The following is a 23,758-nucleotide window of genomic DNA, read 5'->3' on the forward strand; positions in this document are numbered from 1 at the left end:
AAAAGGATTTTGTTTTGCCGCATGTAGTAGACGCTTAACTCGCACACAGATCCAATTCTCTGACGATCCGCGTTTTGAGGAAGTACAAGAATTGTGTGGAATAAATATACAACTTTATCTTATTTGGAGGTTGTAAAATGGCGTTCCCGACACATATTGTATCTGCAGGCGGAATAGTAGAAGATGGAACTGGAAATATCCTTTTAGTAAAAGCTCATGACGATGGTTGGGTGTATCCTGGTGGGATAACTGAAGTAGGAGAACCTGATTGATGGCGTCATTCGTGAAATCAAAGAGGAAAGTGGAATAGACGCCACGGTTAGCCATTTGATTAGTGTTGTTTCGAATACAGCAATCCATAAGTGGTATGACGGTGTGACTGATGTCCCTACGAAGGTCATGTTTGATTTCGTGTGTAAAGCTGTGGGTGGAGAGTTAGCTACTTCTAATGAAACGAGCGAATGCAGGTGGGTTCCAAAGGAAAATGTTCTGGACTTGATTACTTTACCTGGAATCCGCATGCGTTATGAAGCTTATTTGAACTTTAACGGCTCTGTGAATTATATGGAGTATGTCACTGCGTCAACGACAGAATTTAATGTCAAGCTTGATAGGAGTATCTAGTTCGTTTATTAAACTAACGGGAAACCATAGCTCAATAATACAAAGAAAGCAGCAGATCGACCAACAAGAGGATTCCGCCTGGGGTTAAAAAATAATCTTATCTGCTTTGGTTTTTTGCGATTGCAGCAGGAGTTCTCGAAATGTGTATAGCTGTCTTAATGATTGATCCAATCATTTGGCTGTTTGAAGGGAATTCTTTTGACAACGTCTTTACTGGTATGACGATATGTAAAAGGGGGAACACCATGAACAATCGTCTATTTTATATGGATCATCTGCGGACATTTCTCACGATTTTGGTTGTGTTCCATCATGCAGCGACGACATATGCTGTACCGGGTTCGTGGTATTTTTTTGATACGCTACAAAAGCCTGATGCGAGTTTTGTGCTGATGCTGTTGTTTGTCTTTATCAACCAAGCGTTCTTTATGGGATTATTCTTCTTTATCGCGGGGTACTTCGTGCCCTCATCTTTTGATCGCAAAGGACCAAAGCCTTTTCTCAAAGATCGGCTGATGCGCTTGGGGATTCCTTTGATCGTTTATATCTTCCTCATTAGTCCAGTGATTTTGTATACCACTACGCTCCACTACAGCGAAAACGCTAGCAAAATAGTGTCATTTTGGGAGTTTTATCGGACACAGATCCTCAGCTTTGCAATCACAGAACCTGGTCCACTCTGGTTTTTGCTCGCACTGCTTGTGTTTAATTCAGTTTATACGCTTGTAAGTATGGTAAGGAAAGATAGTGCACCGAAGAAGAGTATCCCTTTTCCATCGGTGAAAGTGCTTTTGCTTACTGCCACGCTCATCGGGCTTGTAACCTTTGGAATTCGGCAAATATTCCCGATAGGTACGCTGATATTTGGATTGAATTTTGGTTATTTTCCTGCATATATCATACTCTTTATTGCAGGGATCATGGCGTACCGCAATCAGTGGTTATCGAGTATCCCACGTCGAACCGTGAAAATCATGGGTATCATCGCACTCGTTTTCCTGCCGATACTTCCGATCGCCGCTCTCATCATCAATCCGACATTAAGTACCGGAGGAGGACTAAACACAAATGCCTTCATTTATGCCATGTGGGAGCCCTTTATCGGATTTGGCATCTCACTACTATTGTTGGCAGTGTACCGCAAATATAGCAATCAGACGAACGGATTTCAACGTAATGTGGATGCTACCTCGTATACGGTTTATATCATCCATTCACTCGTATTGATCGCTTATAGCATTTGGTTGCACAGCGCGCTAATGCCACCGTTTATTGAGTTTCTGATATTAGGTGGGTTAGGGACGATCACGAGTTATTTGCTCGCTATGCTGATTCGGAAAATCCCTTACGCCAAGAAGATACTATAACCATTTTTAACAGTCAGAACCCCTCAATTGGCTCGATCTCGTGCCGTGGCGATTCCCGCTGCTCTCGGTATTATAAAAAATGAAATCAATAAAGCGAGTAAAAAACTCTTTTGTCGGGGGACAAGAACATATTCCCATTGGAGTCGCTAAGTTAGCGGCTTTTTTATGTTATCGGTACAAGTTCGTTTCCCGAGCCCCCGCAAGTTAATCTCGAATGTATTAAAATTTTCATACAGTTAGATTCATTGTTTGGACAAGGTTCTGATGTCTCGGCACAATAAGGTGTTGCAGTATGATTTCTTTTGCATTACAATTAATCGTAATGATTACGATTAATTGTAATGCCTATGCTGAGTATAGAATTCTTTTATCCCACATAGAACATAATTTGAAGCCATTTTGCACACATAAAGGAGAGAAACAAACCTTGGCAACCTGGAATTTAGAACACACGCAATGTCACTTGTTAATTTGTAATGGTGGTAGCTGTACGCAACTTGGAGCAGATGAAATTACTGGGTCTATACGGGATGAGATTCAAAGGCTAGATGCTCATGAGATCATCCATACTTCAAGAACACAGTGTAATGGTCGATGCAGTGATGCTTGTGTCGTTATTGCTTATCCAGAAGGGGTATGGTACAAAGACATCACCCCTGAATCGGGGAAAGAACTTGTCCAAAAGCACCTTCAGGGTCAACGCCTCGATTCTCATATGGTCTATCATTTTGATCAAACTTTTATTCCTACAGGTACAGCAGTTAAGGGAATAAGCAAAACTAAAAAAACAGACAGTGGATAACGCTATGTTAACTTATCATTCGTAAAATGAATATTGGTTTATCCAGATCAGAAAGTTCTTTCGATTCCGGAGTAATCAACGAAAATTAATTTAGAAGACTTGTTAAGGAATGTTCTTATACAAGCAAAAGTGAGGAGGAAGCCATCTTTGGACTGGCTTCCTCCTCACTTTTATACAAATTGTCTACCTTATATTAAGAGTTGTAACAAAATGCTACCAAACCTATCGCCGGCCTTGAAGTATCATACGTGGAGAATTGAATGTGCTGTAATTACACCTGTTATAGCTTCCGTATACAGCGTCAACTTGTAGGCCGGCTTTATTCATCAGTTCCACGAATTTGTCAAAAGAATAAAGTTTGACTCGCTCATGATATTGACGAGATGTATTATCGATCTTGTTGCTTATGTTAATTCGCTTTTTTACACATCCATCTTCTATTTTTCTAATTTCTTCTATTTGGAATATGCCATCATTCCGGACCGAGTGGGGGACTAAATGACGAACAACAAATTCAGGATTAAGAAAGTCGATAACAAATTTCCCTCCCGGCTTTAGCACTCTACATATTTCACGTAAAACTTGAACATGCTCATCATCTTCTTCGAAATAACCAAATGAGGTAAATAAATTAACTACGGCATCAAATCCCCCTTCCAGAGGTAAAGAACGCATATCTCCACGTAGCCAGTTTATGGCTTCTGCACCATCTTGTTTGCGTGCTTCTCTCAGAAGGGCTTCAGACAAATCCAAGCCTGTAACCACATAACCTGCTTCTTGAAGAGCCAAGGAGTGACGTCCCGTTCCGCAACATAGATCCAATATTTTTGCCTCGGGAGACAGTTCTAGCCAACTAATCATTTGATCAATTTCATTTCTAGCACCTCTTGAGTCACGGTGTTTATATACAAGTAAGTAGTCTTCTCCAAAGCTATTTTCATACCATTCGTTCATAATGATCTCCTTCATTTTTTATTTCTATGAATTGACTTATTAAAAAAATAGGATATGCTATATTATAACACTTAATCGTAATGATTACGAATAAGAATGTTGTTTTCAACATAACAAATGAAAGGAAGGAAGGGGAGTACCAACATGAGCGCTGTTCCTATTTTAGTTCTCTCAGGTTTTTTAGGGAGCGGAAAAACGACATTTCTATCACAAATCCTAAAAGAATGCAATAAGAAGGGCATTAACCCAGCGGTTATTATGAATGAAGTCGGTGAAGTTAACCTCGATGGTCAAATGGTGGAAGAGGTTGTGCCGATGCGTGAAATGCTCAATGGTTGTATATGCTGTACCATTCGTGGAGATTTATCCATGGAGTTGATGAATTTAATTGAAGAGGAGGCTCCCGATTTAGTTATTATTGAATCAACGGGGGTTGGAAATCCAATTGAAATTTTGGATGCAATCACGGAAACGGCTATGGGCACTGCAATTGAAATCAGGGCGTATATCACGATCGTTGATGCGAGGGACTTTTTGCATCGGTTTGGCAAAAAGAAAGGTAGGACCTACCGGTTGATGAGAGATCAAATTCGATGTGCATCAGTCCTTTTACTTAATAAGAGTGATTTGGTTAGTATAGAGGAGTTAAATCAGATAAAAGAAGAGGTAGCAGCGTTAAACCCTGTCGCTCCTATGATATCCACTGTTCAAAGTATCTCGAGTCAACTCGATTGGAATCTATTCCTTGAGAGTAGTCATAACACCTCAATGTTACCATACGCAGCGAATGTGCAGGAAGAACAGTGCATTCATAACAATAACAACCATGAAGATGGGCATAACCATGCTCATCACTTACACGATGACCATCATTCTTATGAGCATTTGATGGTACATACTCATTATTTTCCCTGCTCTTTAGATAAAGTCAGTTTTAAACAGATGTTTAAAATGTTGCCCGATAACATCTATCGCGCAAAGGGAATCTTTACGGATACGGAAAGCGGAAAAAGGATGATGTTCCAATATGCGTTTAAAGAGTTGGAACTGTTTTCTATTCAGCCTAAAGGAAAAGTACAAGATGTGGCCGTATTTATTGGTGAGCATTTTCCGAAAGAGGATATCACCAGAAAACTGGAATGGGTTATTTCCACAAGTTTGAAATTAAACACTAAGGTTTAACTATGTTGTTTTCGTCACGATGCTATCCTTAAGGAGTCGCCCAATCTGAATTGGGCGACTCCTTCTTGGTTATTAAATTAATGATAATTTATTATATTTTTAGTCAGCTACGCAACCAGCAAACTGTTCACGGAACCAATTCTCGTCCAAATTTCGCCCGATAATAACAAATTCGCTAATCGGTTCTTCGCTCGTTTTCCATTCTCGATTGGGAAACGCTCCAAATAACATATGGATGCCCTGGAATACTATTCTTTTCTTGGAACCCTTGATGTTCAAAATTCCCTTGTAACGAAACGTATCTGTACCGTGATCTTGAAGCCATACGTTAATGAATCGTTCGAGTTTATTTAAATCAAGTGGTCGAGTTTCTCGGAAAAACACGGAGGATACCTCATCGTCATGATGATGGTGATGGTCTTCCTCAAGGAATTCTGGTTCTATTTCTAGTTTTTTGTCTAGGTCGAAAGCACCGATTCCTAGAATTTGTTTCACGTCAATTGAAGATTGCTGCGTTCGATAGATTTTAGCAGCCTTGTTCATGCCCTGAAGGCGGTGCTCAAGCTGTAGCAATTCCTCTTGTGAAACAAGATCAGTTTTGTTCAATAGCAGTACATCCGCGAAAGCCACTTGTTCCTGTGCCTCATGCCCTTCGTCAAGATGCTGACCAGCATGTTTGGCATCTACGACCGTAACAACTGCATCCAATTTGTAAAAATCGGCAATCTCCTCATCCACGAAAAAAGTCTGTGCCACTGGAGCTGGATCTGCCAAACCTGTCGTCTCAATTAAAACACGATTGAAATCTACCTTACGGGAACCATTTATTCCGAGCTTCGCATTCTTCAAATCACTAAGAATACGGATAAGATCTCCTCTCACCGTACAACAAATGCAACCGTTGTTCATTTCGAAAATTTCTTCGTCTGCACCAACTACAAGTTGGTTATCAATACCAACTTCTCCGAACTCATTAACAATGACAGCGATCTTCTCACCATGATTTGCGGTTAAAACATGATTGAGCAAAGTGGTTTTTCCTGCTCCTAGGAAACCGGTAAGAACAGTAACAGGGATGGAAGTATCCTGAATGGTAGGCATAATGTTTACTCCTTTAAAATAATTAATAGTAATTATTACGATTAAATCATATTCGAATAACTATTTTTTGTCAAATTACAGCAACACATCTATAAACATGCAACCAATCTCAATTTAGAATTTAACAAAAATTGATTTAGGGGATGGCTACACGATTTAGGAGGAGAAACGGATGTATAAGCTTGACATAAACAGATAAAACAGATTATGTTTAACTAATAGTAATTATTACGATTAAAACTCTGGAAACATGGAATCTGCATCTAAAATCTACCCCTAGTTCATTGGATAAGGAGCGAATGTCATGGAGTATACGTACGAGAAGCTGATTGATGATATGTCTTCTCGAGGAGTAAAACTTACAACTCAGCGAAAGCTGATCGCTGAGGCTATAATAAATTTCCATAAGAACATTTCACCGCGTCAAATTCATGACTATCTATCAAAATATATCCCAGGGGTCAGTTATGATACCGTATATAGAAATCTTAGATTAATGGTGAAAATCAGTGTTCTTGAAGAATACCATATGATATCAGGAGTGCGGTTTGCGTTGAAATCTAACCATATTAACATGACCTATTATTTTATTTGTACAGATTGCCGACGAACTTTCCAAAACGAATTCACTCCGAATCATGAACAGGTTCATCCACCAGAGGCAGTTCGTGTGTTATCTCGTAGCATGGAAATACATGGAGTATGTAAGGAATGTATTTAAGAGTTCAAATAAAATAACCATACAAGATATTAGAATAAATAACGTCAGTGATGGTTGCCGACGTTTTGTTACCAGTACATCCAACTAGATCGGGGGGAAAACTGAATGATATCCATTGCAGATAAAGTTAGTTTGTTAGAGCTTGATATGTTTTTTTTGGGTAAACACAGAACTATCCATCCAATATTGATCCAAGATGGCAATTCAATAATACTTATTGATGCAGGATTGCCACAACAGTTTGAACACATGGAAAATGAAATGCTTAACGCAGGAATTTCAGCTGCTCAACTCACTCATATTTTAATTACACATCAGGATCTGGATCATATCGGTTGTCTCCCCGAGTTATCCGCGGTAAATGCCTCTGCTAGCATCTGTGCACATAATTTAGATGCTCCATATATCCGTGGCGACGAAAAGTTGATTAAGGATAACATCGTTCCCTGGCAGTCCGAACTGAATGCCTTACCTTCTAGCAGAGTGGATCAGCTACTATCTGATCACGAAAAGATGAACATAGGAGGTGGAATTAAGGTAATTCACACACCTGGTCATACGGATGGACATGTGAGTTTTTTACTTGAAGAAACTGGCCAACTCGTAGTTGGTGATGCACTCTTTTATATTGAAGGACAGTTGATCATTCCTGGGCATGACCTAACTGTAAACGTACAGGAAGCAATTTACTCTCTCGAAAAATTACTTACCTATGAATTTGATGAGCTGATTTGTTACCATGGCGGCATTTGTACCGATGGAAAGAATCAGATTAAGACTTTACTTAACTCTCTTGATTGATAAAGTTAATGAGCAAGTATCAATACATCTTTGATTTGTTAGCAGCAATCGTTTCCCGTTCTGGTTATTGTATTGACATATAAACTAAACAACGATATAGTCTTATTTAATCGTAATTATTACGATTAAATAAGACTATATTTGTCTGCATCATTAATAATAGGCACAGGTGATACCCTATGGATCAGAGCTTGCTCAGGGGCATGTATTGATAATCCTCTGCCTTCGCTTGTGGAAGCAGTTTAATATGAAATCTGAATACAAATATACATTCATAAGGAGATGTATTTGAATGGCCAAAAAGTCAAAAGTAGTGCGTGAAAAACAACGTCAGGCGACTGTAGCCAAGTATGCAGAGTTACGCCGGGAGTTGAAAGAAAAGGGAGATTATGAGGCATTGCAAAAATTGCCACGTAATGCATCACCGACCCGACTGAAAAACCGTTGTGAACTGACGGGACGCCCAAGAGGATATTTACGCAAATTTAAGGTATCACGGATTGTTTTCCGAGAACTGGCTCATCAAGGCCAAATTCCGGGTGTTACCAAATCAAGCTGGTAAAAAGGAAGAATCAATATGATTACGAATGTGTAATTTTTTTGGAAGGGGGCCAGCCGGAATTTGGCATGGCCTCTATCCTACGAGACTAGATTTAATTCACCGTTTCAGGATGCAATGAAATTGGGGGCGACTTTTAGAATTGCCGAAGGAAATGCGTCTCATTACTCCTTCGTGCTAGTTTAGAACGCGTTCTAGCTAGTGTGCGGTTGCTGAAGCAAGTGCCTAACAAGGAGCAATGTAAAATGAATAAAAGTGCTAGACACGAGGGGTATGTACTACCGGATAAGGCTGAGCGGCTTCGGTTATTCGGCTCAGTCGATCCGATACAGGGAAATAAACCGGTTCGCAAAGAAGAGATGCAGGATTTGCAAAATAGAAAAAATGACTTTCTGTTTGAACTGCAACAGGTTGGGATAGATAACGTGAAGTATCCTTTAGAGGTCATTTCGGCAAAGGACCCTGAGAAGTTGTCTAGTATCGGAAATTTTCGACTGACGACATCGCTGGACCGCGAATCCAAGGGGATTAACATGAGTCGTCTGATGGAGCAGCTTCAGCGTAGCCGCACTCACGGACTGAGTGATCGGATTCCGGATCTAATTACGTTAACGCAGCAGATTGCTGAACAGATGCATCAACCGAAGGCAGAGTTGAAAGTCACATATCCCTGGTTCTACGAACGGGTAGCACCCGTAACGGGGGGTTCAGGTTTAAACCATTCGCTCGCTACGGTGACTGTTATTTGGGAAGCTGGCAAGACTCCGGTTATCCGAGCCGGTCTACATATACAAATCACGACTTTGTGTCCCTGCTCGAAGGAAATCAGTGAATATAGTGCGCACAATCAGCGGGGCGTGCTCCGTATACAGGTGCAGAGTAGACCAAGCGAAAATTTGCCAGGCTACTGGAAGGAAGAACTGTTGAATGCGGCTGAATCGAATGCAAGTAGCTGTCTCCATCCTGTTTTAAAGAGACCAGATGAGAAACGGGTTACAGAACGTGCATATGAGAACCCAAGGTTTGTTGAAGATATGGTAAGGCTGGTGGCAGCCGATTTGTACGAGAAACACTGGGTAAGCAAATTTAAAGTGGATTGCCGCAATGAGGAGTCCATTCATCAACATGATGCAGTAGCCCGCATTGTATATGATAAGTTTAAGCAACAGTAGAGTACGTTGTCTGATGATTATATATCCAAAAACGCCGTGTAGCATATTCTGCAACGGCGTTTTTTGATGATGAATTTATCCTTCTTTCGTTATGATATCCTTTGGGTTGTCTGTCGTAACATGGTCTCGTCTTAAACTCACATTATTTAGTTGGCATAATGGTTGACTATATCTACAATCAAAGTTATGCTTAATCGTAATTATTACGGTTAAGCATAACTTTATGCCAATTCACTAATAAAACTAGAACTCGTTTTGTGAAATTTAATCTCACATAAGATTTGATCAGATCATCGGGACTCGAAAGTGAATGGCATCCATGTTAGCAAGGAGGCGAAAGAAATGATGAAAAGTTGTGGAGTAACTTAATGCAATTGAAGTTAAAATATTAAAACTTGCGTACATAGAGGAGAATATACTATATGTCAAGAAAATGGGTTGTTCAATTTTACACTTCTATCATCTTTATTGTTATGTTGGCAGGTTGCAGCGGGGGCAATGCTGCAGATTTGATAGCTACAGATAAAGGTAAAGAACTAGTATATGCTACAGCAGTAGATATTAATGATATGAATCCTCATCTGTATATAGGCTCAACGTCAGCGCAAGGGATGGTATACGAGTCATTGATTGAAAATACAGAAGATGGAATCAAGCCATTGTTGGCCGAATCCTGGAAGGTTTCCGATGATGGAAAAGTGTATACCTTCCATCTAAGAAGAGATGTAAAGTTTCATGATGGGGAGCCATTCAATGCAGAAGCTGTAAAGAAAAATATTGAGGCCGTGCATGATAATCCTAGCGCGCATTCTTGGATTAAGCTGTCAACAAAAATTGTGAGCGTCATAGCAATCGATGAGTATACCGTTGAAATCATTCTATCAGAGCCTTATTACCCGGCTTTGCTTGAATTGTCGATGACCCGACCTTATGTATTCATCTCACCCAAAGATTTTAAGAACGGTGGAACAAAGGATGGCGTAAACGGTTATAACGGTACAGGTCCTTATTCAATAGCAGAACATAAAATCGATCAATATGCCGTGTTTAAAGCCAATGAAAATTATTGGAGCAGAGCAGCAGAAGTGAAAAAAATTACGGCAAAAGTACTTCCTGCAGGCGAAACGACATTCTTGGCTCTGAAAAAGGGAGAAGTCAACTTTATTTTTACGGATGATCGAGGCGCAAACAGTATAGATGTGGAAGCGATGAATCAGTTAGTTGAATCAGGAGATTATCAACTGGTTAGAAGTCAAGCAATGAATACGAATATGATTGTGGCCAATAGCAGCAAGGTGGATAGTCCTGTACACGAAACAGCTGTTCGGGAAGCGCTCTGGTATTCGATTGACAGAGAAACAATTAGTAATCAAATTCTTCATGGTACCGAAACGGCTGCCTATACGCTATTTTCCTCCAACGTCAATTATGCCGACGTCGAGTTGCAGGAACGAGGCTATGATATAGAAAATGCGAAAAAGATACTGGATGAGGCTGGATGGAAATTAGATAATGGCAGCGAAGTCAGAATGAAAGCTGGAAGCAAATTAACGATGAAGGTTTTCTATGACGTCAACTCTCCCTCCCAAAAAAAGCAAATGGAATTCATCCAAGACAACGCAAAAAAGATAGGGATTGGACTGGAGCTTATCGGAGAACAAGCTTCTTCTATCGCAAATAGGAGATCCACAGGTGATTATGATTTATTGTTTAACAATACATGGGGGCTCGCTTATGATCCGCAAAGTACAGTCGCTGCCTTTACATCCAAATCATCTTTTTTCTATACCACCAAGGGCATTGCGGAAGCGGATAAGCTCTATCAGAAAATTGATCAGGTTATGGGTACTATGGATGAGAAAGTTCGTCAATTGTTATATTCGGATATTTTGAAAATTGTTCACGATGAAGCCGTCTTTATTCCCATCACCAATGGAGTTGTCACTATTGTGGCCCCGAAGAACCTTCAAGGCATCTCATTTAAACAAACGCAATATGTGCTGCCATTTGAGGGAATGCACTTTGATTAAAGTCTCTGATCCACGTCGTGTATCACACCATTTTAATCCATCTTGAAAAAAGACGCGCGCTACGTCGCTTAAATCATACATGCCAAATAACCTCCTAACTAACGGAGGTTATTTGGCATGCGTAGAGAGGATAAAACACCTCACTTAGGATCAAACAGTCATCGGCGGTTTGCCTGTTAACGAGCTGAGATTTTGTTGCTGCAGGGGTGTGATTCATTATGCTCATTCGTGAGTTACGCTACAGCTTTTTGAGCAAGTACAATTTAACGATCCGTTCCAGAAGATTCAGCGGTGGAAGAGATTTTCCAACTACGGGATGTCAGCCGTTTGTGCCATAGATGGCGATATTGGCCTTCATGCTGAATTAGCTCATTATGGGTGCCTTTCTGAATCAGGTTGCCTTTATCCAGAACGATAATTTGATTTGCGTTGCGAATTGTAGACAGTCTGTGAGCAATGATGATCAGTGTCTTATCCTTGACCAGTTCGCTGATCGCTTGCTGGATATGCTTCTCATTGTCTGGGTCGATGCTTGCGGTAGCTTCATCAAGCAGGACGATTGGCGCGTCCTTCAAGATTGCCCTGGCAATTGAAATTCGCTGTTTTTCGCCCCCTGACAGCTTTCCGCCTCCTTCGCCAACGACTGTATCGTAGCCATATTCCAATGAGGTGATGAACTCGTGGCAGCGTGCTTTTTTTGCTGCTGTAACAACCTCCTCAAAAGTGGCGTTTGGTTTACCGAATAGAATGTTCTTATAGATTGTATCATTGAACAAATATAATTTCTGAAAAACCATGCTGATATTCTGCAACAGGCTTTTGCTGTTCATCTCCTTTACGTTGACACCTCCAACAAGGACCTCGCCCTGCTGGACATCCCAAAAGCGGACGATCAGGTTAGCTATCGTTGTTTTGCCCGATCCGGATGCTCCAACAATTGCAGTCATACTCTTCTCGGGAACGCGAAAGCTGATGTTACGCAATGTTGGGTTTTCCTCATAAGAGAAGGATACATCCTTAAACTCGATATCGAATCGCTTCAAGGGAATATCATAGCCATCCTCATCGATAATGTTGACGTTAAGCAGCTGCTCATACCGATTCAGTGCTGTCTCCATGCCCCTTATTTGTCCAGCTAGTGAGCTCAACGCTCTGACAGGAAGATACATGTAGTGTACATAGACGATGAGCATCAGCATCAGCGAGATGCTCATCGTGCCGGTATGATAGAAGGCTGCTGCCATAAAAACCGTTAATGCAGTGGCGAGAGAAAGCCATATTTGATAATGGAAGTTTGGCGGTGTGAATTTCTCTTCATAATCGATCGAATAATTGCGCGCATTCTCAATCGTTTCGTTGACATCTTTGGCTTTTTCGCCAGTCATGTTCAACGATTTGATAATAGACATGCCGCGCACGTATTCCAGGATAGACGAGGTCAACCTGGATTGCTGTTCCTGTCTGATTGGTGAGTGCATCTTGCCTACTCGCTGCAGCCGTTCGAGCGCAGCTAAGGCAAATAGGGCAAGGATGACCGTCACAAGTCCAATCCGCCAATCGAGTAGGAGTAACACAATACAACCAATTAATAAGGAACTGAATCCGTTCACAACCTTGTCCATGGCCTTCATACCCTGTACCTCGATAAAAACCAGGTCAACTGAGATGGAAGAAGTCACCCTGCCCAGATTGCCTTCTGTAAAGTAGCTCATGGGAAAACGTTTAAGAAGGTCACCGATCACTAGTCGTTCGCGGGCGCATATTTCATATCCCGTGCCGCTTTGCAAGGTAAGGAATAGACGCCGCAGCGCAAATCGCGCCAGAATAGCAGCCAGCATAATACCGCCGCTCAGCCAGCCAGCCATGCTTGTTAAGGACTGGTCCATGATTTTTGTGAAAATATAAAGCAATACAAAGACAGGGGTGTTTGCCAGCAGACTTTCCAAGAAGCTGAAGACAAACGCGAGCTTGATTCGCCACGAATATTCACCTGCGAGAGTAAGCATTCTGCCAATAAACCTAAGCACGCAGCTCACTCCTTTCCTTCACCTTAATATCCCAGTTCATAGATTCCATATGTGCCCCCCACATCAGCTTATAGAGTGGAGAAGAACTGAGGAGCACTGCGTGTGTACCTTGAGCAACCACTCTCCCTTTATCCATCAGAATAATCTTATTCGCTTCAACAATCGTCGACAGGCGGTGGGCGATAACCAGCAGTGTTTTCCCTTCAATAAGGGTATTGAGCGCTTCCTGAATCTTGTCCTCGTTCTCGGGGTCAGTTGCCGATGTGGCTTCATCGAGTACAACAATCGGTGCATTCTTCAACATGGCTCGCGCAATTGAGAGGCGCTGACGTTGGCCCCCTGACAGCTTATCGCCCGCTTCGCCGACAATGGTCTGATAGCCGTGCTCCAGTGATATGATAAAATCATGGCATTGGGCATATTTGGCCATCTCAATAATTTCATCATCGGCAGCATCCGGCTTGCCCATCCGAATATTCTCTATGATGGTCGTATTGAACAAATACACGTCTTGCGATACATAGCTGATGGTGTTCATTAACGTCTCGAAAGTCAGGTGTTGGACCGGAATTCCCCCGATCGTAATTTCACCGCTCTTCACATCCCAGAAACGAACGAGCAGCTTGGCTATGGTTGATTTACCTGCGCCCGATTCGCCGACCAACGCCGTTACATGGTTGGCTTCCGCAGTAAAGCTCAGGTTCTCAATTACATTCTGATCCGAATAGCCAAACGAAACGTCGCGGAATTCAATCGTGAAGTGAGACGGTGCTTCACGAATCATGCCTTCCTGTATCTCCGGCTCATCGAAGAATTGCTCGATTTTCTTGGCTTTCTCCTTCAGGTTGGGGAGTAGAGGAATGAATTCGACCAGCCGGATCAGAGGTTGCCCCATACTGAGTGCCAACATGATACATAGAACAAATGTGCCAAATGTAAGCGAGCCGTTTTTATATAAGCTCGTTCCAACGGGCAGAAGAAAAAGCAGGGTTGATGGCAAGACAATGCTGTATACAGTCATATAGCGCCATGATATACGATACCAATCGAGCGCTGTTCGCTTATAGTGCTCTACGGATGAAGAATATTTACGAAAAGATGCTGTTGTCTGGTTAAATACCTTGATGACTTCTATACCGGAAATATACTCAATAATTGTATCGTTCATCTCTTTGGCTGCTTGATAGTAAGGAGCTATTCTTTTCTTACTATTCTTCATCATGAAGGAGATGGCTGCAATACCGACAGGTACTGTGCCAAGAGATAGCAGGGCGAGACGCCAATCAATCACCAATAGGGTGCTGGTTATAATGAGGACGGTAAGCAGATTGGAAATGCCTTCAGGAATACTATGTGCCAAAATGATCTCCATATCTTCGATACTTTCGACAAAGTTTTTCTTCAAACTGCCTGCACCGTGTCGTTGTATTGCTCCCATCGGCATCATCCTCAGTTTATCAGCGGAGCGCTTGCGCATGCCCATAAGGGTGTCGTAAGCGAGATGGTGGGAAGCAGTCAGCCCTTTATTGTGGGTGTAAGATCGAAGTACCAAGGCGATAAACATCATACAGGCAGTCATAGCCAAATTACTTAACGTCACATTGCTCTCACCGGTCAATTGTATGATCATATTGTAGGTGAAATAAAAAGGCAGTACACTCAACGCTCCACTGATTCCTAAATAAATAATAGCTTTATACATCTGCTTCCTGTATTGCTTCGCATATGCATAAACTCCTAATATTTCTTGCATGGAGACCATCCTTCCCAGTGCTATGAATTGTAACGACAAGCCAGTTATATCTAATTCCTGAGCCCTCATTTCAGGTTGTAGGGGGAGTCAGTATTATTCCGTACAACAAGAGACCTCCTAGCTGGGCTGGTACAATCTTCAGACTAGGAGGTTTTGTTTTCGTTATCGGAATCGTTTAGCGGCTAAGTCACCTGTAATATATCCCGATACCTTTGCTATCGATATCCATTCCATCGCATTGATTTACTGCAGCGTCAATTTGTTTGTCATGGGTGGTGTGAGTATATAATTCAGCAGTGTTATTAATCCTGTGCCTAGCAAAATCAGTCAGAAGGGTAACTGGAATACGTGTATTTTTATGTATTCTAGACTTGGAAGTTGCTTCACCCCTTTTTATTCGTAATTATTACTATTAAAAAATTATAGAACTATGGATTTTTTTTGTCAAATGACTTTCTAAGATCTGCGATTTTGGGTTTCATTAACAACATGGAGGATTAGTTGCACGCTATTGACAATCCAACTACTACGTGTTACTTTATAGCAGTAGTAAGTAACACTGCATACCTGTCATACAGAATAGTAAAGGGTGATTGTGCTGGAAAATTTAACGGAAATGCTCAAAGGCGTGCTTGAGGGCTGTGTTCTTGAAATTATAAGCCGCCAAGAAACATACGGCTACGAAATCACGCGGCGACTGAACGCCCTTGGTTTCACAGATGTTGTCGAGGGAACGGTTTACACGATCCTGATCCGGCTTGAAAAAAACAAGTTGGTGGAAACCACCAAGAAGCCTTCCGAAATGGGACCGCCGCGAAAGTTTTTCGCGATCAATGAAGCAGGGCATGAGGAACTGCGGAAGTTCTGGGCAAAATGGGAATTCGTATCATCAAAAATGAACGAGTTAAAGGAGAGAAAACAATGAATTTTTGGGATAAAATCACCGGAAACGACATGACCAAAGAATTCAAAGCTTTTGAAGTGCGAGTCAAAAAACTGCCGGCGGATTATCAAGCGGCATGGAAAGAAATTAATGACCATCTTTGGCCACACTCCGATTTTACCGGACGCAACCTCATGCCAATTTTGGACGGTGTGCTTGGCCTGTTAGAAGAAACCGCAGCGGATGGGCAGCGGATCCAAGAGGTTTTAGGTGACGATATCAAAGGCTTCTGTTCTGCACTGGCTGGCGAAGAAGGGGCAAAATCTTATCGGGACAAGTGGCGCGAGCAACTCAACAATAATGTTGTTAAAAAATTAGGTAAATAGGAGGAGAGTATATTGAAAATCCGAGATATTATTGAAGGAAAAAAAGAGTGGAGAGCGCATGTGGCGCGTGTCAAAGGACTTCCGCAAGATTATCAGATTGTTTATAAAGAGATTCAAAAATATCTCTTTAAAGTCGGCCCTGTTGAGCTAACTAACGGGACGGGGTTGCTCTCGGGAATTGTCGATCTTTTTGAAGAGGGCGCGGTCTCGGGGAAAAGCGTGCTCGAAGTTACAGGCAGTGATGTAGCGGCTTTTTGCGATGGTCTAATCAAAGATTCAAAAACTTATGCGGACATTTATCAAGAATCTGTTGACCAAGAAGCTAGAAAGGCCATGAAAAAGGGTACGGATCAAACAAAGTAAAGGGAGGCCTTCGGGATGGAAAACACAATTGAAGTGAAGGGTCTGCGAAAGTCATTCAAGGATACAGAAGTCCTTAAGGGTGTCGATTTTGAAGTGAAGCAAGGTGAAATTTTCGCCCTGCTTGGCTCTAACGGCGCAGGCAAAACGACGATTATTAGAATCCTCACCACTTTGCTCAAACCAGATGGAGGCACCGCCACCGTGAACGGATTTGACGTTGTGTCAAAACCCAAAAATGTGCGGCAAGTGATCAGTCTGACCGGGCAATTTGCCGCTGTAGACGAGATATTGACCGGACGGGAAAATCTGATCATGATTGCCAAGCTGCGGCACCTGGATCATCCGCAACAAGTTGTGGACGATTTGCTGAGACGTTTCGGCTTAACCGACGCCGCCAATCGTAAGCCATCTACGTATTCGGGTGGTATGCGCCGTAGGCTTGACATCGCCTTGAGCCTTGTGGGTAAACCGCAGATCATTTTCCTTGACGAGCCAACCACTGGGCTTGACCCGGAGGCACGTATCGAAGTATGGAAGATTGTAAAGGAACTGTCAGACAGCGGCACGACGGTATTTTTGACCACACAGTATTTAGAGGAAGCCGAGCAGCTTGCCGACCAAATATCTATTCTGCACGAGGGCAGGATTATCGCGGGCGGCACGCTCACGGAACTAAAAAAGCTATTTCCATCCCCAAAGGTAGAGTATGTTGAAAAACAGCCAACTTTAGAGGAAATATTCCTCGCAATCATCGGTAAAAAGGAGGCCCTTTAATGGAGACAACAATAAAACATTTCTTCAGCGATATGAGCGTTATGCTTGGTCGTTCCATGCGCCATATTTTCCGCAGTATGGATACCATCCTCACGGTCTGTATCACCCCGATTGCAATGATGCTGCTGTTCGTCTATGTGCTTGGTGGCGCAATCGAAACCGGTACGGAAAACTATGTGAACTACCTGTTGCCTGGCATACTGCTCATGGCTATTGCGAGCGGGGTGGCTTACGTTGCTTATCGTCTGTTTATGGATAAGCAACGGGGCATCATTGAGCGGTTCCGCTCCATGCCGATTGCGCGTTCCACTGTGCTGTGGGGGCATGTGCTAACCTCGGTGGTATCCAACGTCATTTCTATTGTAGTCATCATTCTCGTAGCGCTCATTATGGGATTTCGTTCCTCGGCGGGGGTGCTATCTTGGTTTGCCGTAGCAGGTATACTCGTGCTGTTTACGCTGGCTCTGACTTGGGTCGCAGCCATTGCGGGACTGTCCGCAAAAACGTTGGAAGGTGCGAGCGCCTTTTCCTATCCTTTGATCTTCCTGCCATTCATCAGCTCGGCGTTTGTCCCGACCGAGTCGATGCCGAAAGTTGTTCGGATCTTTGCTGAAAATCAGCCGGTGACCTCGATCGTTGAAGCTATTCGCGCCCTGCTGTCAGAACAGCCGGTGGGCAATGACATATGGGTCGCTCTGACATGGTGCCTCGGGATCATGTTCGTAGCTTATATCTTTGCGGCGCGTGCATACAAACGGTATGCAGCTTAATGTTTGTATGCATTAAAATGCTAGTGGTCAATAAAAACATCAAGTAAAGAGCCTTCCGCACTGTCAAAGTGCACCTCCACCAGTTTTACTCGTTGAGATCATGGCCGTCGATGTGAAGTGATGTTCCATTACTCCACTTTTAATTGTTGATTGGAGAAGAGGGGATTCGGGAATTGTGAAAGTAAAATATTCATTCAATTGACGGGAAACGATAACTCAACAAATGCCAAGAAAACAGCTGATCCATGTGATCGGCTGCTTTTTTTCAGCTAACGGGCAGATTAGTGTGCTATACCCGATGGGTATATACTACCGGCTAAGGCTGAGTGGCTCCGGTTCAGTCGATCCGGTACAGGGAAATAAACCGGTTCGCAAACCTCAATATGTACCATAATACACGACAGTTTCACATCGTTATGGAACATCTGACTCAATGAGAGGTCCGCACGGGTGGTTCGACTATAGCAGAAAAATACTACATTTAATGTCATATATTTAATTGTTTTCTATTCGTTTAACCAGCTATATCTCCTATTTATGGAAAGATAACCGAAACAAAATTAAACCATTTTTCTCTATTTATTTTCATATTACTATGTCATTCATCATTTTACGATATACAATACCTCTGTTTACACAATCCATCATTTACAAAAATTACAAAATTGGGTATAGTATATTCAACAAGCATTTCAACTAATTCAATCGTTGTTTCGGCACGTTGAAGATAGGAAAATGCACATAGGATGATAGTTTTACATTTAATCACAACACTCTGTCCCTTATCATCGGGATAACGGAGTTTATTTGATATGTCTATTGATGCGCTTGTAAGGAGGTGCTCAGACTGAGCGATTCCGTTGTTTTTATGTTCTCTGGACAAGGTTCGCAGTATCCGCGGATGGGGAAGGAGCTGTTTGAGCAGGATGCATTGTTCAGGGAAACGATGCTCGCTCTGGATCAAACGGTTTTGGAATGCGGGGGCGAGTCCATCGTCCAGTATATGTACGGCGAATCGTCGACCGATGAGGACCGCTTCGAACGTACGATTTTGTCGCATCCCGCCATCTATATGGTGGAATATGCACTTGCCCAATCGTTGTTGACTCGTGGTGTGATACCTGATTACATCCTCGGCAACAGCCTTGGGGAATTTGCCGCCGCTGCCATTGCGGGCGTATTCAGTGCACAAGATGGCTTGCGCTGTGTTATGAAGCAGGCAATACGATTCGAGCAACATTGCCCTTCTGGTGCGATGTTAGCGATATTGGGAGATGCATCTTTATATCCGCAACTCCCGGAAATTGAATATTGTACCTTGGTGTCCGTCAATTATGACGGGCATTTTGTTATTTCCGGACCGGGGCATGCACTGACAAAAGCACAGGAGTGGCTCACATCGCATGCTGTGCTAAGTCAGATGCTCCCGGTTTCTTTTGCCTATCATTCTCAATGGATTGATAGGGCAGAGACAGCATACACAGAGGATTTGCAGGCATTTACATTTGCCGCCCCTCATATACCGTTAATCTCCTGTATGACTGGAGGGAAGGCTGCCCGAATTGCACAAAATCACTTCTGGCAGGTTGCACGAAAACCAATTCTCTTTCGCGAAGCAATACAAAAGCTTGAATCTGCCGGACCGCATCACTATATCGATATCAGTCCGGGCGGTACGCTTGCAGGTTTTGTGAAGCGGCTTGCAGACAAACGATCTTCATCAGCGGCGGTCGTATTATTATCTCCCTTTTACAGGGATAAGGAACAATTGGAGAGCGTGGCCAGGCAATATCAACAGCCGTCCATGAACATTCAGAGGGGAGAGCAGAGCATGAGGGCTTATGTATTTCCAGGGCAAGGCTCGCAGTTCAAGGGCATGGGGCACGACGTTTGGAATCATTATCCGGACTTGGTCCGCACCGCAGATGAAATATTGGGATATTCCATACGAGAGCTGTGTCTTGAGGACCCCGGAGACCGACTCAAACGAACGGAATACACCCAGCCGGCCCTGTACACCGTCAATGCCCTGATGTACTACAGGGAACTTGAGCAACAGGGGAAGCCGGACTATGCTGCGGGACACAGTTTGGGTGAATTTAATGCGTTACTGGCTGCAGGCGTGTTTGATTTTGCAACCGGACTACATATCGTCCAGTTCCGCGGTGAATTAATGGGTAGGTCAGAAGGCGGTGGGATGGCTGCTGTGATTGGGCTGCAGGCAGATGAGGTGGGTAAGATTCTTGCGCAGCATGGCCTTGACCATTTGGATATCGCCAATATGAACAGTCCCAGTCAGATCGTTATTTCAGGTCCGCAGGACTTGCTAGTCCAGGCGAAATCTGTGTTTGAGCAGGAAGGTGCATCCAATTACGTCATCTTGAATGTGAGCGGCGCATTTCACTCCAGATATATGGAAGCAGCCAAGCAGCAATTTGCCGCATATCTCAAGCAATTTCAGTTTGCTGCCCCGACGCTATCCGTTATTTCCAATGTTGGGGCAAGACCCTATACAGTTGATCATCTCCAACACAACATGGTGGAGCAGTTGACGTCCTCTGTGCAATGGACCGATACCATTCGATATCTGATGGGAAAAGGGGTTAACGACATTGTACAGATAGGACCCGGGACGGCTCTAATCAAACTCGTAAAGGCTGTCCAGGCTCAGACTCAGCCACTTTTTGTGGAGAAATTATCTGTTGAACCGCCTGCGGCTTCACCCGCAGTGATAAAGGACGGACCTAAGGATGAATCATTGCGAGTGTCTGAGACCGCTGCCCATCCGTTCAGCAGTTCGCGGCGTTTCCGATCTGAACGGATGGGCAGCGCTGAATTCAGGCAGGATTATGGTGCCAGGCTAGCGTACGTTGCGGGAGGCATGTTTGGCGGCATTTCATCTGTGGCGATGATCACAACACTTGCAAAAGCTGGTTTGGTCGGCTTTCTCGGAACAGGCGGACTGCGCGTTGAAGAGGTAGAAGAGGCGGTGATGTCCATCCGCCAAGAATTGCCTGTCCAACATTGCTGGGGATTAAATGTGCTTCATGATCCTCTCCACCCTCAGCGCGAGGAAGAGATGATCGAGTTAATGCTTAGATTGGGCCTGAACAAGATCGAAGCAAAAGGATTTCTGGGCATGACTCCAGCACTTGTCCACTATCGGGTCAAAGGGATCTATCGCAGATCCGATGGTACTGTGGCTTCATCTCATCTTCTTCTCGCCAAATGCTCTCGTCCAGAGGTGGCAGAGCTGTTTATGAGTCCAGCTCCGCAACACATGCTGGACCAATTGCTGGTTGAAGGACGCATTTCCGCTGAACAGGCCCAATGGGCGCGGCAATTGCCGATGGCAGATGACATCTGTGCAGAAGCCGACTGTGCCGGATATACCGATGGTGCAGTATCTATGACCCTGCTGCCTGCCATGCTGTCCCTGCGCAATCAGATGATGAAAAAACATGGCTACGCCAAAGCAATCCGGGTCGGTGCAGCTGGAGGTATTGGTACACCCCAAGCGGCTGCGGCAGTATTCGTCATGGGGGCGGACTTTATTCTGACCGGCTCAATTAATCAATGTACGGTCGAAGCCAATACTAGCCAACTCGTAAAGGAACTGCTTCAGCAAATTAACGTCCAGGATACCGGATATGCGCCCGCAGCAGGCATTTTTGAACTGGGAGGCAAGGTACAGGTGCTGAAGAAAGGGGTTTATTTTCCTGCACGTGCTAACAAATTACATGAGCTGTATCGCCAGTATGACAGCATCGACGAGATTGATGAGAAAACAAAAACAAGGCTTCAGGAGCAGTATTTCAAAAGGAGCTTTGACACCATTTACGCGGAGATGGAATCCGCTCTTACGACCCAAGAGAAAGCACTTGCTGAACGTAGTCCCAAGGCCAGAATGGCCGTTATCTTCAAATGGTATCTGGAGTACTCCGCCAAACTGGCGCTTCAGGGGGATGAGAATCATCAGCACAGGGTGAACTTTCAGGTATATTGCGGTCCGGCACTCGGTGCTTTTAATCAGTGGGTACGAGGAACAACACTTGAATCCTGGACACAGCGCCATGTGCACCTGATCGGAGAGAAATTAATGGAAGAAACAGCCCAACTGCTTAACGAAAGCCTGCTTCAACAGGTATAAAACGGTCCAGCACCATTAGATGAGCAGTGAAACAAGCCAATAAGGAGGAATCGAATGGATATTGAAAGTGAAGTGCTTATCGTGGGGGCGGGTATTGCAGGCGTGGCGCTGGCACTTGCCATGGGCAGAAAAGGTCGACAGGTAGTGTTGATTGAACGCTCAAAACAATTTCCCAACATTCCAAAAGGCGACTTTCTTCAGCCGGTAACGATTGATCTGTTGGACAAGCTTGGCGTTCTTCCTGAAGTAACCAAACACTGCGCTCATGTAGCACGGGTAAACTACGGCACGCTTGGGGGTGTCAACTGTTTTACGGGCAGCTATGAAGAAATGGACATGCCTGTGCGTTATGCGCTGAACGGGGACCATCACCACATTCATCAAAGCCTGTTTAATTCCATTGAGGAAATGCCCAATGTACGCTTCTACCCCGGCATGAACGCAGGCAAACTGTTGTTCACCGATCATTATGTGAGCGGAATCGAAGCAGATTCGGCGGGCAAAACAGTACGCATCGGCAGCAAAATCCTTGTCGGGTCAGACGGCATCAAGTCCAAAATTCGTGATCAGCTGGGGCTTAAATATCACCTTTATCCCTATGAGGAAAAGATGGCAAAAATGTTTGCTTTTACTTTTCACGATGTCACAAAAACCAGGGAAGAGGCCAGCTTTTTCTTTGGCGAAGGTGTAAGCTGCGGAGTCTTTCCTTTGCCCGGCCAAAGACTGCGGATCTACCTCGCTTTGCGAAAGGATATATGGCAGCGCATCCGGGAGGACGGTATCGAGTCGTTGCGCGGCATGCTGCTGTCCCTGTGTCCGCACTTGCAGCAAGAAATATCGCAGATCGTGGATTTCAAACAGGTTCAGTCCATTCCGGCCTATTATCTGCATACCGAAAAATGGGCGATTAACGGCGCCGTTCTGCTAGGAGATGCATGCCATGCTCTAAGTCCGGCACTGGGACAGGGAATGAATCTGGCGATTCAGGGTGCTGTCGAACTGTCGAATACGTTGGAAGAAGCGCTTATTACCGATAACTGCTCGGAAAGTCAGCTTCGCCTGTATGAGAAAAAAAGAAGAAAATATGTGCGTCTCATCCAGCGCAACAGCACAGCTCATACCTATTGCTGGTTTGTGAAGAACCGCGCTTTTGTAACGCTTCGCAATGCTGCTTTTCGTCGAATCGGCAAGTGTCCCAATCTGCTGAAGGAACAAATGCTTACTACTTCGGGATACAGTGACAAACCGCCGTCATTCTCACACATGCTGCGCTTTGCGGGACTTATGAAGCCTTGATGAAAGGTCAGTATGCGGATACAAAAGGAGAGGAGACATTCAG

21 protein-coding genes are annotated in these 23,758 nt (G+C 43.7%); 17 read left to right on the top strand and 4 right to left on the bottom strand.

Annotation, left to right across the window (positions count from 1 at the left end; translation table 11 throughout):
- The first annotated feature begins 306 nt into the window (after positions 1 to 306).
- From M1D71_RS14870 to M1D71_RS14880, 3 genes are all read left to right on the top strand, one after another.
- Positions 307 to 624: an NUDIX hydrolase gene (locus M1D71_RS14870; protein ID WP_458127256.1), complete on the top strand. Its 318-nt coding sequence runs from the start codon at positions 307 to 309 to the stop codon at positions 622 to 624.
- Between the two features lie 245 nt (positions 625 to 869).
- The gene (locus tag M1D71_RS14875) at positions 870 to 1,991 is read left to right on the top strand and encodes an acyltransferase family protein (protein ID WP_458127111.1); all 1,122 of its coding nucleotides are present in this window, start codon (positions 870 to 872) and stop codon (positions 1,989 to 1,991) included.
- Between the two features lie 427 nt (positions 1,992 to 2,418).
- A complete protein-coding gene (locus tag M1D71_RS14880; protein WP_458127112.1) occupies positions 2,419 to 2,793 on the top strand; it encodes a (2Fe-2S) ferredoxin domain-containing protein in 375 nt (124 codons plus the stop codon).
- Between the two features lie 222 nt (positions 2,794 to 3,015).
- Here the strand turns inward: M1D71_RS14880 and M1D71_RS14885 are convergent, their stop codons facing one another.
- Positions 3,016 to 3,747 (bottom strand): class I SAM-dependent methyltransferase, encoded by a 732-nt coding sequence (locus M1D71_RS14885; RefSeq protein WP_458127113.1) that lies wholly within the window; start codon positions 3,745 to 3,747, stop codon positions 3,016 to 3,018.
- Positions 3,748 to 3,891: 144 nt separating this feature from the next.
- On the opposite strand from M1D71_RS14885, the gene M1D71_RS14890 reads away from it, so the two are divergent.
- Positions 3,892 to 4,929, top strand: coding sequence for a CobW family GTP-binding protein (locus tag M1D71_RS14890; protein WP_458127114.1), 1,038 nt, complete (start codon positions 3,892 to 3,894; stop codon positions 4,927 to 4,929).
- Between the two features lie 99 nt (positions 4,930 to 5,028).
- Here M1D71_RS14890 and M1D71_RS14895 read toward each other — a convergent pair whose 3' ends face one another.
- Positions 5,029 to 6,030 (bottom strand): CobW family GTP-binding protein, encoded by a 1,002-nt coding sequence (locus M1D71_RS14895; protein ID WP_458127115.1) that lies wholly within the window; start codon positions 6,028 to 6,030, stop codon positions 5,029 to 5,031.
- Positions 6,031 to 6,367: 337 nt separating this feature from the next.
- Between M1D71_RS14895 and M1D71_RS14900 the strand changes: the two genes are divergently transcribed.
- From M1D71_RS14900 to cntA, 5 genes are all read left to right on the top strand, one after another.
- Complete coding sequence (locus M1D71_RS14900; RefSeq protein WP_458127257.1) at positions 6,368 to 6,751, top strand: Fur family transcriptional regulator; 384 nt, start codon at positions 6,368 to 6,370, stop codon at positions 6,749 to 6,751.
- A gap of 105 nt (positions 6,752 to 6,856) precedes the next feature.
- Positions 6,857 to 7,552 carry an MBL fold metallo-hydrolase gene (locus M1D71_RS14905; protein WP_458127116.1) on the top strand — a complete coding sequence of 232 codons (696 nt, stop codon included), beginning with the start codon at positions 6,857 to 6,859 and terminating at the stop codon, positions 7,550 to 7,552.
- 292 nt (positions 7,553 to 7,844) lie between these two features.
- A complete protein-coding gene (gene rpsN / locus M1D71_RS14910) occupies positions 7,845 to 8,114 on the top strand; it encodes a 30S ribosomal protein S14 (RefSeq protein ID WP_063566651.1) in 270 nt (89 codons plus the stop codon).
- Positions 8,115 to 8,356: 242 nt separating this feature from the next.
- Complete coding sequence (gene folE2 / locus M1D71_RS14915; RefSeq protein WP_458127117.1) at positions 8,357 to 9,283, top strand: GTP cyclohydrolase FolE2; 927 nt, start codon at positions 8,357 to 8,359, stop codon at positions 9,281 to 9,283.
- Between the two features lie 422 nt (positions 9,284 to 9,705).
- Positions 9,706 to 11,313 carry a staphylopine-dependent metal ABC transporter substrate-binding lipoprotein gene (cntA, locus tag M1D71_RS14920; RefSeq protein WP_458127118.1) on the top strand — a complete coding sequence of 536 codons (1,608 nt, stop codon included), beginning with the start codon at positions 9,706 to 9,708 and terminating at the stop codon, positions 11,311 to 11,313.
- A gap of 263 nt (positions 11,314 to 11,576) precedes the next feature.
- On the opposite strand, the gene M1D71_RS14925 is transcribed toward cntA, so the two are convergent.
- Positions 11,577 to 13,340 (bottom strand): ABC transporter ATP-binding protein, encoded by a 1,764-nt coding sequence (locus M1D71_RS14925; protein WP_458127119.1) that lies wholly within the window; start codon positions 13,338 to 13,340, stop codon positions 11,577 to 11,579.
- Positions 13,333 to 15,093, bottom strand: a complete 1,761-nt coding sequence (locus tag M1D71_RS14930; protein ID WP_458127120.1) for an ABC transporter ATP-binding protein — start codon at positions 15,091 to 15,093, stop codon at positions 13,333 to 13,335. The genes M1D71_RS14925 and M1D71_RS14930 overlap by 8 nt, the downstream gene beginning before the upstream one ends.
- Before the next feature lie 616 nt (positions 15,094 to 15,709).
- On the opposite strand from M1D71_RS14930, the gene M1D71_RS14935 reads away from it, so the two are divergent.
- From M1D71_RS14935 to M1D71_RS14970, 8 genes are all read left to right on the top strand, one after another.
- Positions 15,710 to 16,018: a PadR family transcriptional regulator gene (locus M1D71_RS14935; protein WP_458127258.1), complete on the top strand. Its 309-nt coding sequence runs from the start codon at positions 15,710 to 15,712 to the stop codon at positions 16,016 to 16,018.
- Complete coding sequence (locus M1D71_RS14940; protein WP_458122596.1) at positions 16,015 to 16,362, top strand: DUF1048 domain-containing protein; 348 nt, start codon at positions 16,015 to 16,017, stop codon at positions 16,360 to 16,362. The genes M1D71_RS14935 and M1D71_RS14940 overlap by 4 nt, the downstream gene beginning before the upstream one ends.
- Positions 16,363 to 16,374: 12 nt before the next feature.
- On the top strand, positions 16,375 to 16,725 hold the full coding sequence (locus M1D71_RS14945) for a DUF1048 domain-containing protein (RefSeq protein ID WP_458122597.1): 351 nt from the start codon (positions 16,375 to 16,377) through the stop codon (positions 16,723 to 16,725).
- Positions 16,726 to 16,740: 15 nt separating this feature from the next.
- Complete coding sequence (locus M1D71_RS14950) at positions 16,741 to 17,499, top strand: ABC transporter ATP-binding protein (protein ID WP_458122598.1); 759 nt, start codon at positions 16,741 to 16,743, stop codon at positions 17,497 to 17,499.
- The gene (locus tag M1D71_RS14955) at positions 17,499 to 18,269 is read left to right on the top strand and encodes an ABC transporter permease (protein WP_458122599.1); all 771 of its coding nucleotides are present in this window, start codon (positions 17,499 to 17,501) and stop codon (positions 18,267 to 18,269) included. Before M1D71_RS14950 ends, M1D71_RS14955 begins: the two co-directional genes overlap by 1 nt.
- 223 nt (positions 18,270 to 18,492) lie before the next feature.
- Complete coding sequence (locus M1D71_RS14960; RefSeq protein ID WP_458122600.1) at positions 18,493 to 18,663, top strand: hypothetical protein; 171 nt, start codon at positions 18,493 to 18,495, stop codon at positions 18,661 to 18,663.
- Between the two features lie 507 nt (positions 18,664 to 19,170).
- The gene (gene fabD / locus M1D71_RS14965) at positions 19,171 to 22,419 is read left to right on the top strand and encodes an ACP S-malonyltransferase (protein WP_458122601.1); all 3,249 of its coding nucleotides are present in this window, start codon (positions 19,171 to 19,173) and stop codon (positions 22,417 to 22,419) included.
- Positions 22,420 to 22,473: 54 nt separating this feature from the next.
- A complete protein-coding gene (locus tag M1D71_RS14970; RefSeq protein ID WP_458122602.1) occupies positions 22,474 to 23,715 on the top strand; it encodes an FAD-dependent oxidoreductase in 1,242 nt (413 codons plus the stop codon).
- Positions 23,716 to 23,758: the final 43 nt, after the last annotated feature.

This window comes from Paenibacillus sp. Z3-2 (assembly GCF_054161325.1).

Coding starts and splice junctions, on each gene's coding strand:
- rpsN (WP_063566651.1), top strand. CDS start 7,845: ATGGCCAAAAAGTCAAAAGTAGTGCGTGAAAAACAACGTCAGGCGACT.
- M1D71_RS14955 (WP_458122599.1), top strand. CDS start 17,499: ATGGAGACAACAATAAAACATTTCTTCAGCGATATGAGCGTTATGCTT.
- M1D71_RS14940 (WP_458122596.1), top strand. CDS start 16,015: ATGAATTTTTGGGATAAAATCACCGGAAACGACATGACCAAAGAATTC.
- fabD (WP_458122601.1), top strand. CDS start 19,171: ATGGGGAAGGAGCTGTTTGAGCAGGATGCATTGTTCAGGGAAACGATG.
- M1D71_RS14875 (WP_458127111.1), top strand. CDS start 870: ATGAACAATCGTCTATTTTATATGGATCATCTGCGGACATTTCTCACG.
- cntA (WP_458127118.1), top strand. CDS start 9,706: ATGTCAAGAAAATGGGTTGTTCAATTTTACACTTCTATCATCTTTATT.
- M1D71_RS14960 (WP_458122600.1), top strand. CDS start 18,493: ATGCCAAGAAAACAGCTGATCCATGTGATCGGCTGCTTTTTTTCAGCT.
- M1D71_RS14890 (WP_458127114.1), top strand. CDS start 3,892: ATGAGCGCTGTTCCTATTTTAGTTCTCTCAGGTTTTTTAGGGAGCGGA.
- M1D71_RS14895 (WP_458127115.1), bottom strand. CDS start 6,030: ATGCCTACCATTCAGGATACTTCCATCCCTGTTACTGTTCTTACCGGT.
- M1D71_RS14885 (WP_458127113.1), bottom strand. CDS start 3,747: ATGAACGAATGGTATGAAAATAGCTTTGGAGAAGACTACTTACTTGTA.
- M1D71_RS14930 (WP_458127120.1), bottom strand. CDS start 15,093: ATGCAAGAAATATTAGGAGTTTATGCATATGCGAAGCAATACAGGAAG.
- M1D71_RS14905 (WP_458127116.1), top strand. CDS start 6,857: ATGATATCCATTGCAGATAAAGTTAGTTTGTTAGAGCTTGATATGTTT.
- M1D71_RS14970 (WP_458122602.1), top strand. CDS start 22,474: ATGGATATTGAAAGTGAAGTGCTTATCGTGGGGGCGGGTATTGCAGGC.
- M1D71_RS14935 (WP_458127258.1), top strand. CDS start 15,710: ATGCTCAAAGGCGTGCTTGAGGGCTGTGTTCTTGAAATTATAAGCCGC.
- folE2 (WP_458127117.1), top strand. CDS start 8,357: ATGAATAAAAGTGCTAGACACGAGGGGTATGTACTACCGGATAAGGCT.
- M1D71_RS14950 (WP_458122598.1), top strand. CDS start 16,741: ATGGAAAACACAATTGAAGTGAAGGGTCTGCGAAAGTCATTCAAGGAT.
- M1D71_RS14900 (WP_458127257.1), top strand. CDS start 6,368: ATGTCTTCTCGAGGAGTAAAACTTACAACTCAGCGAAAGCTGATCGCT.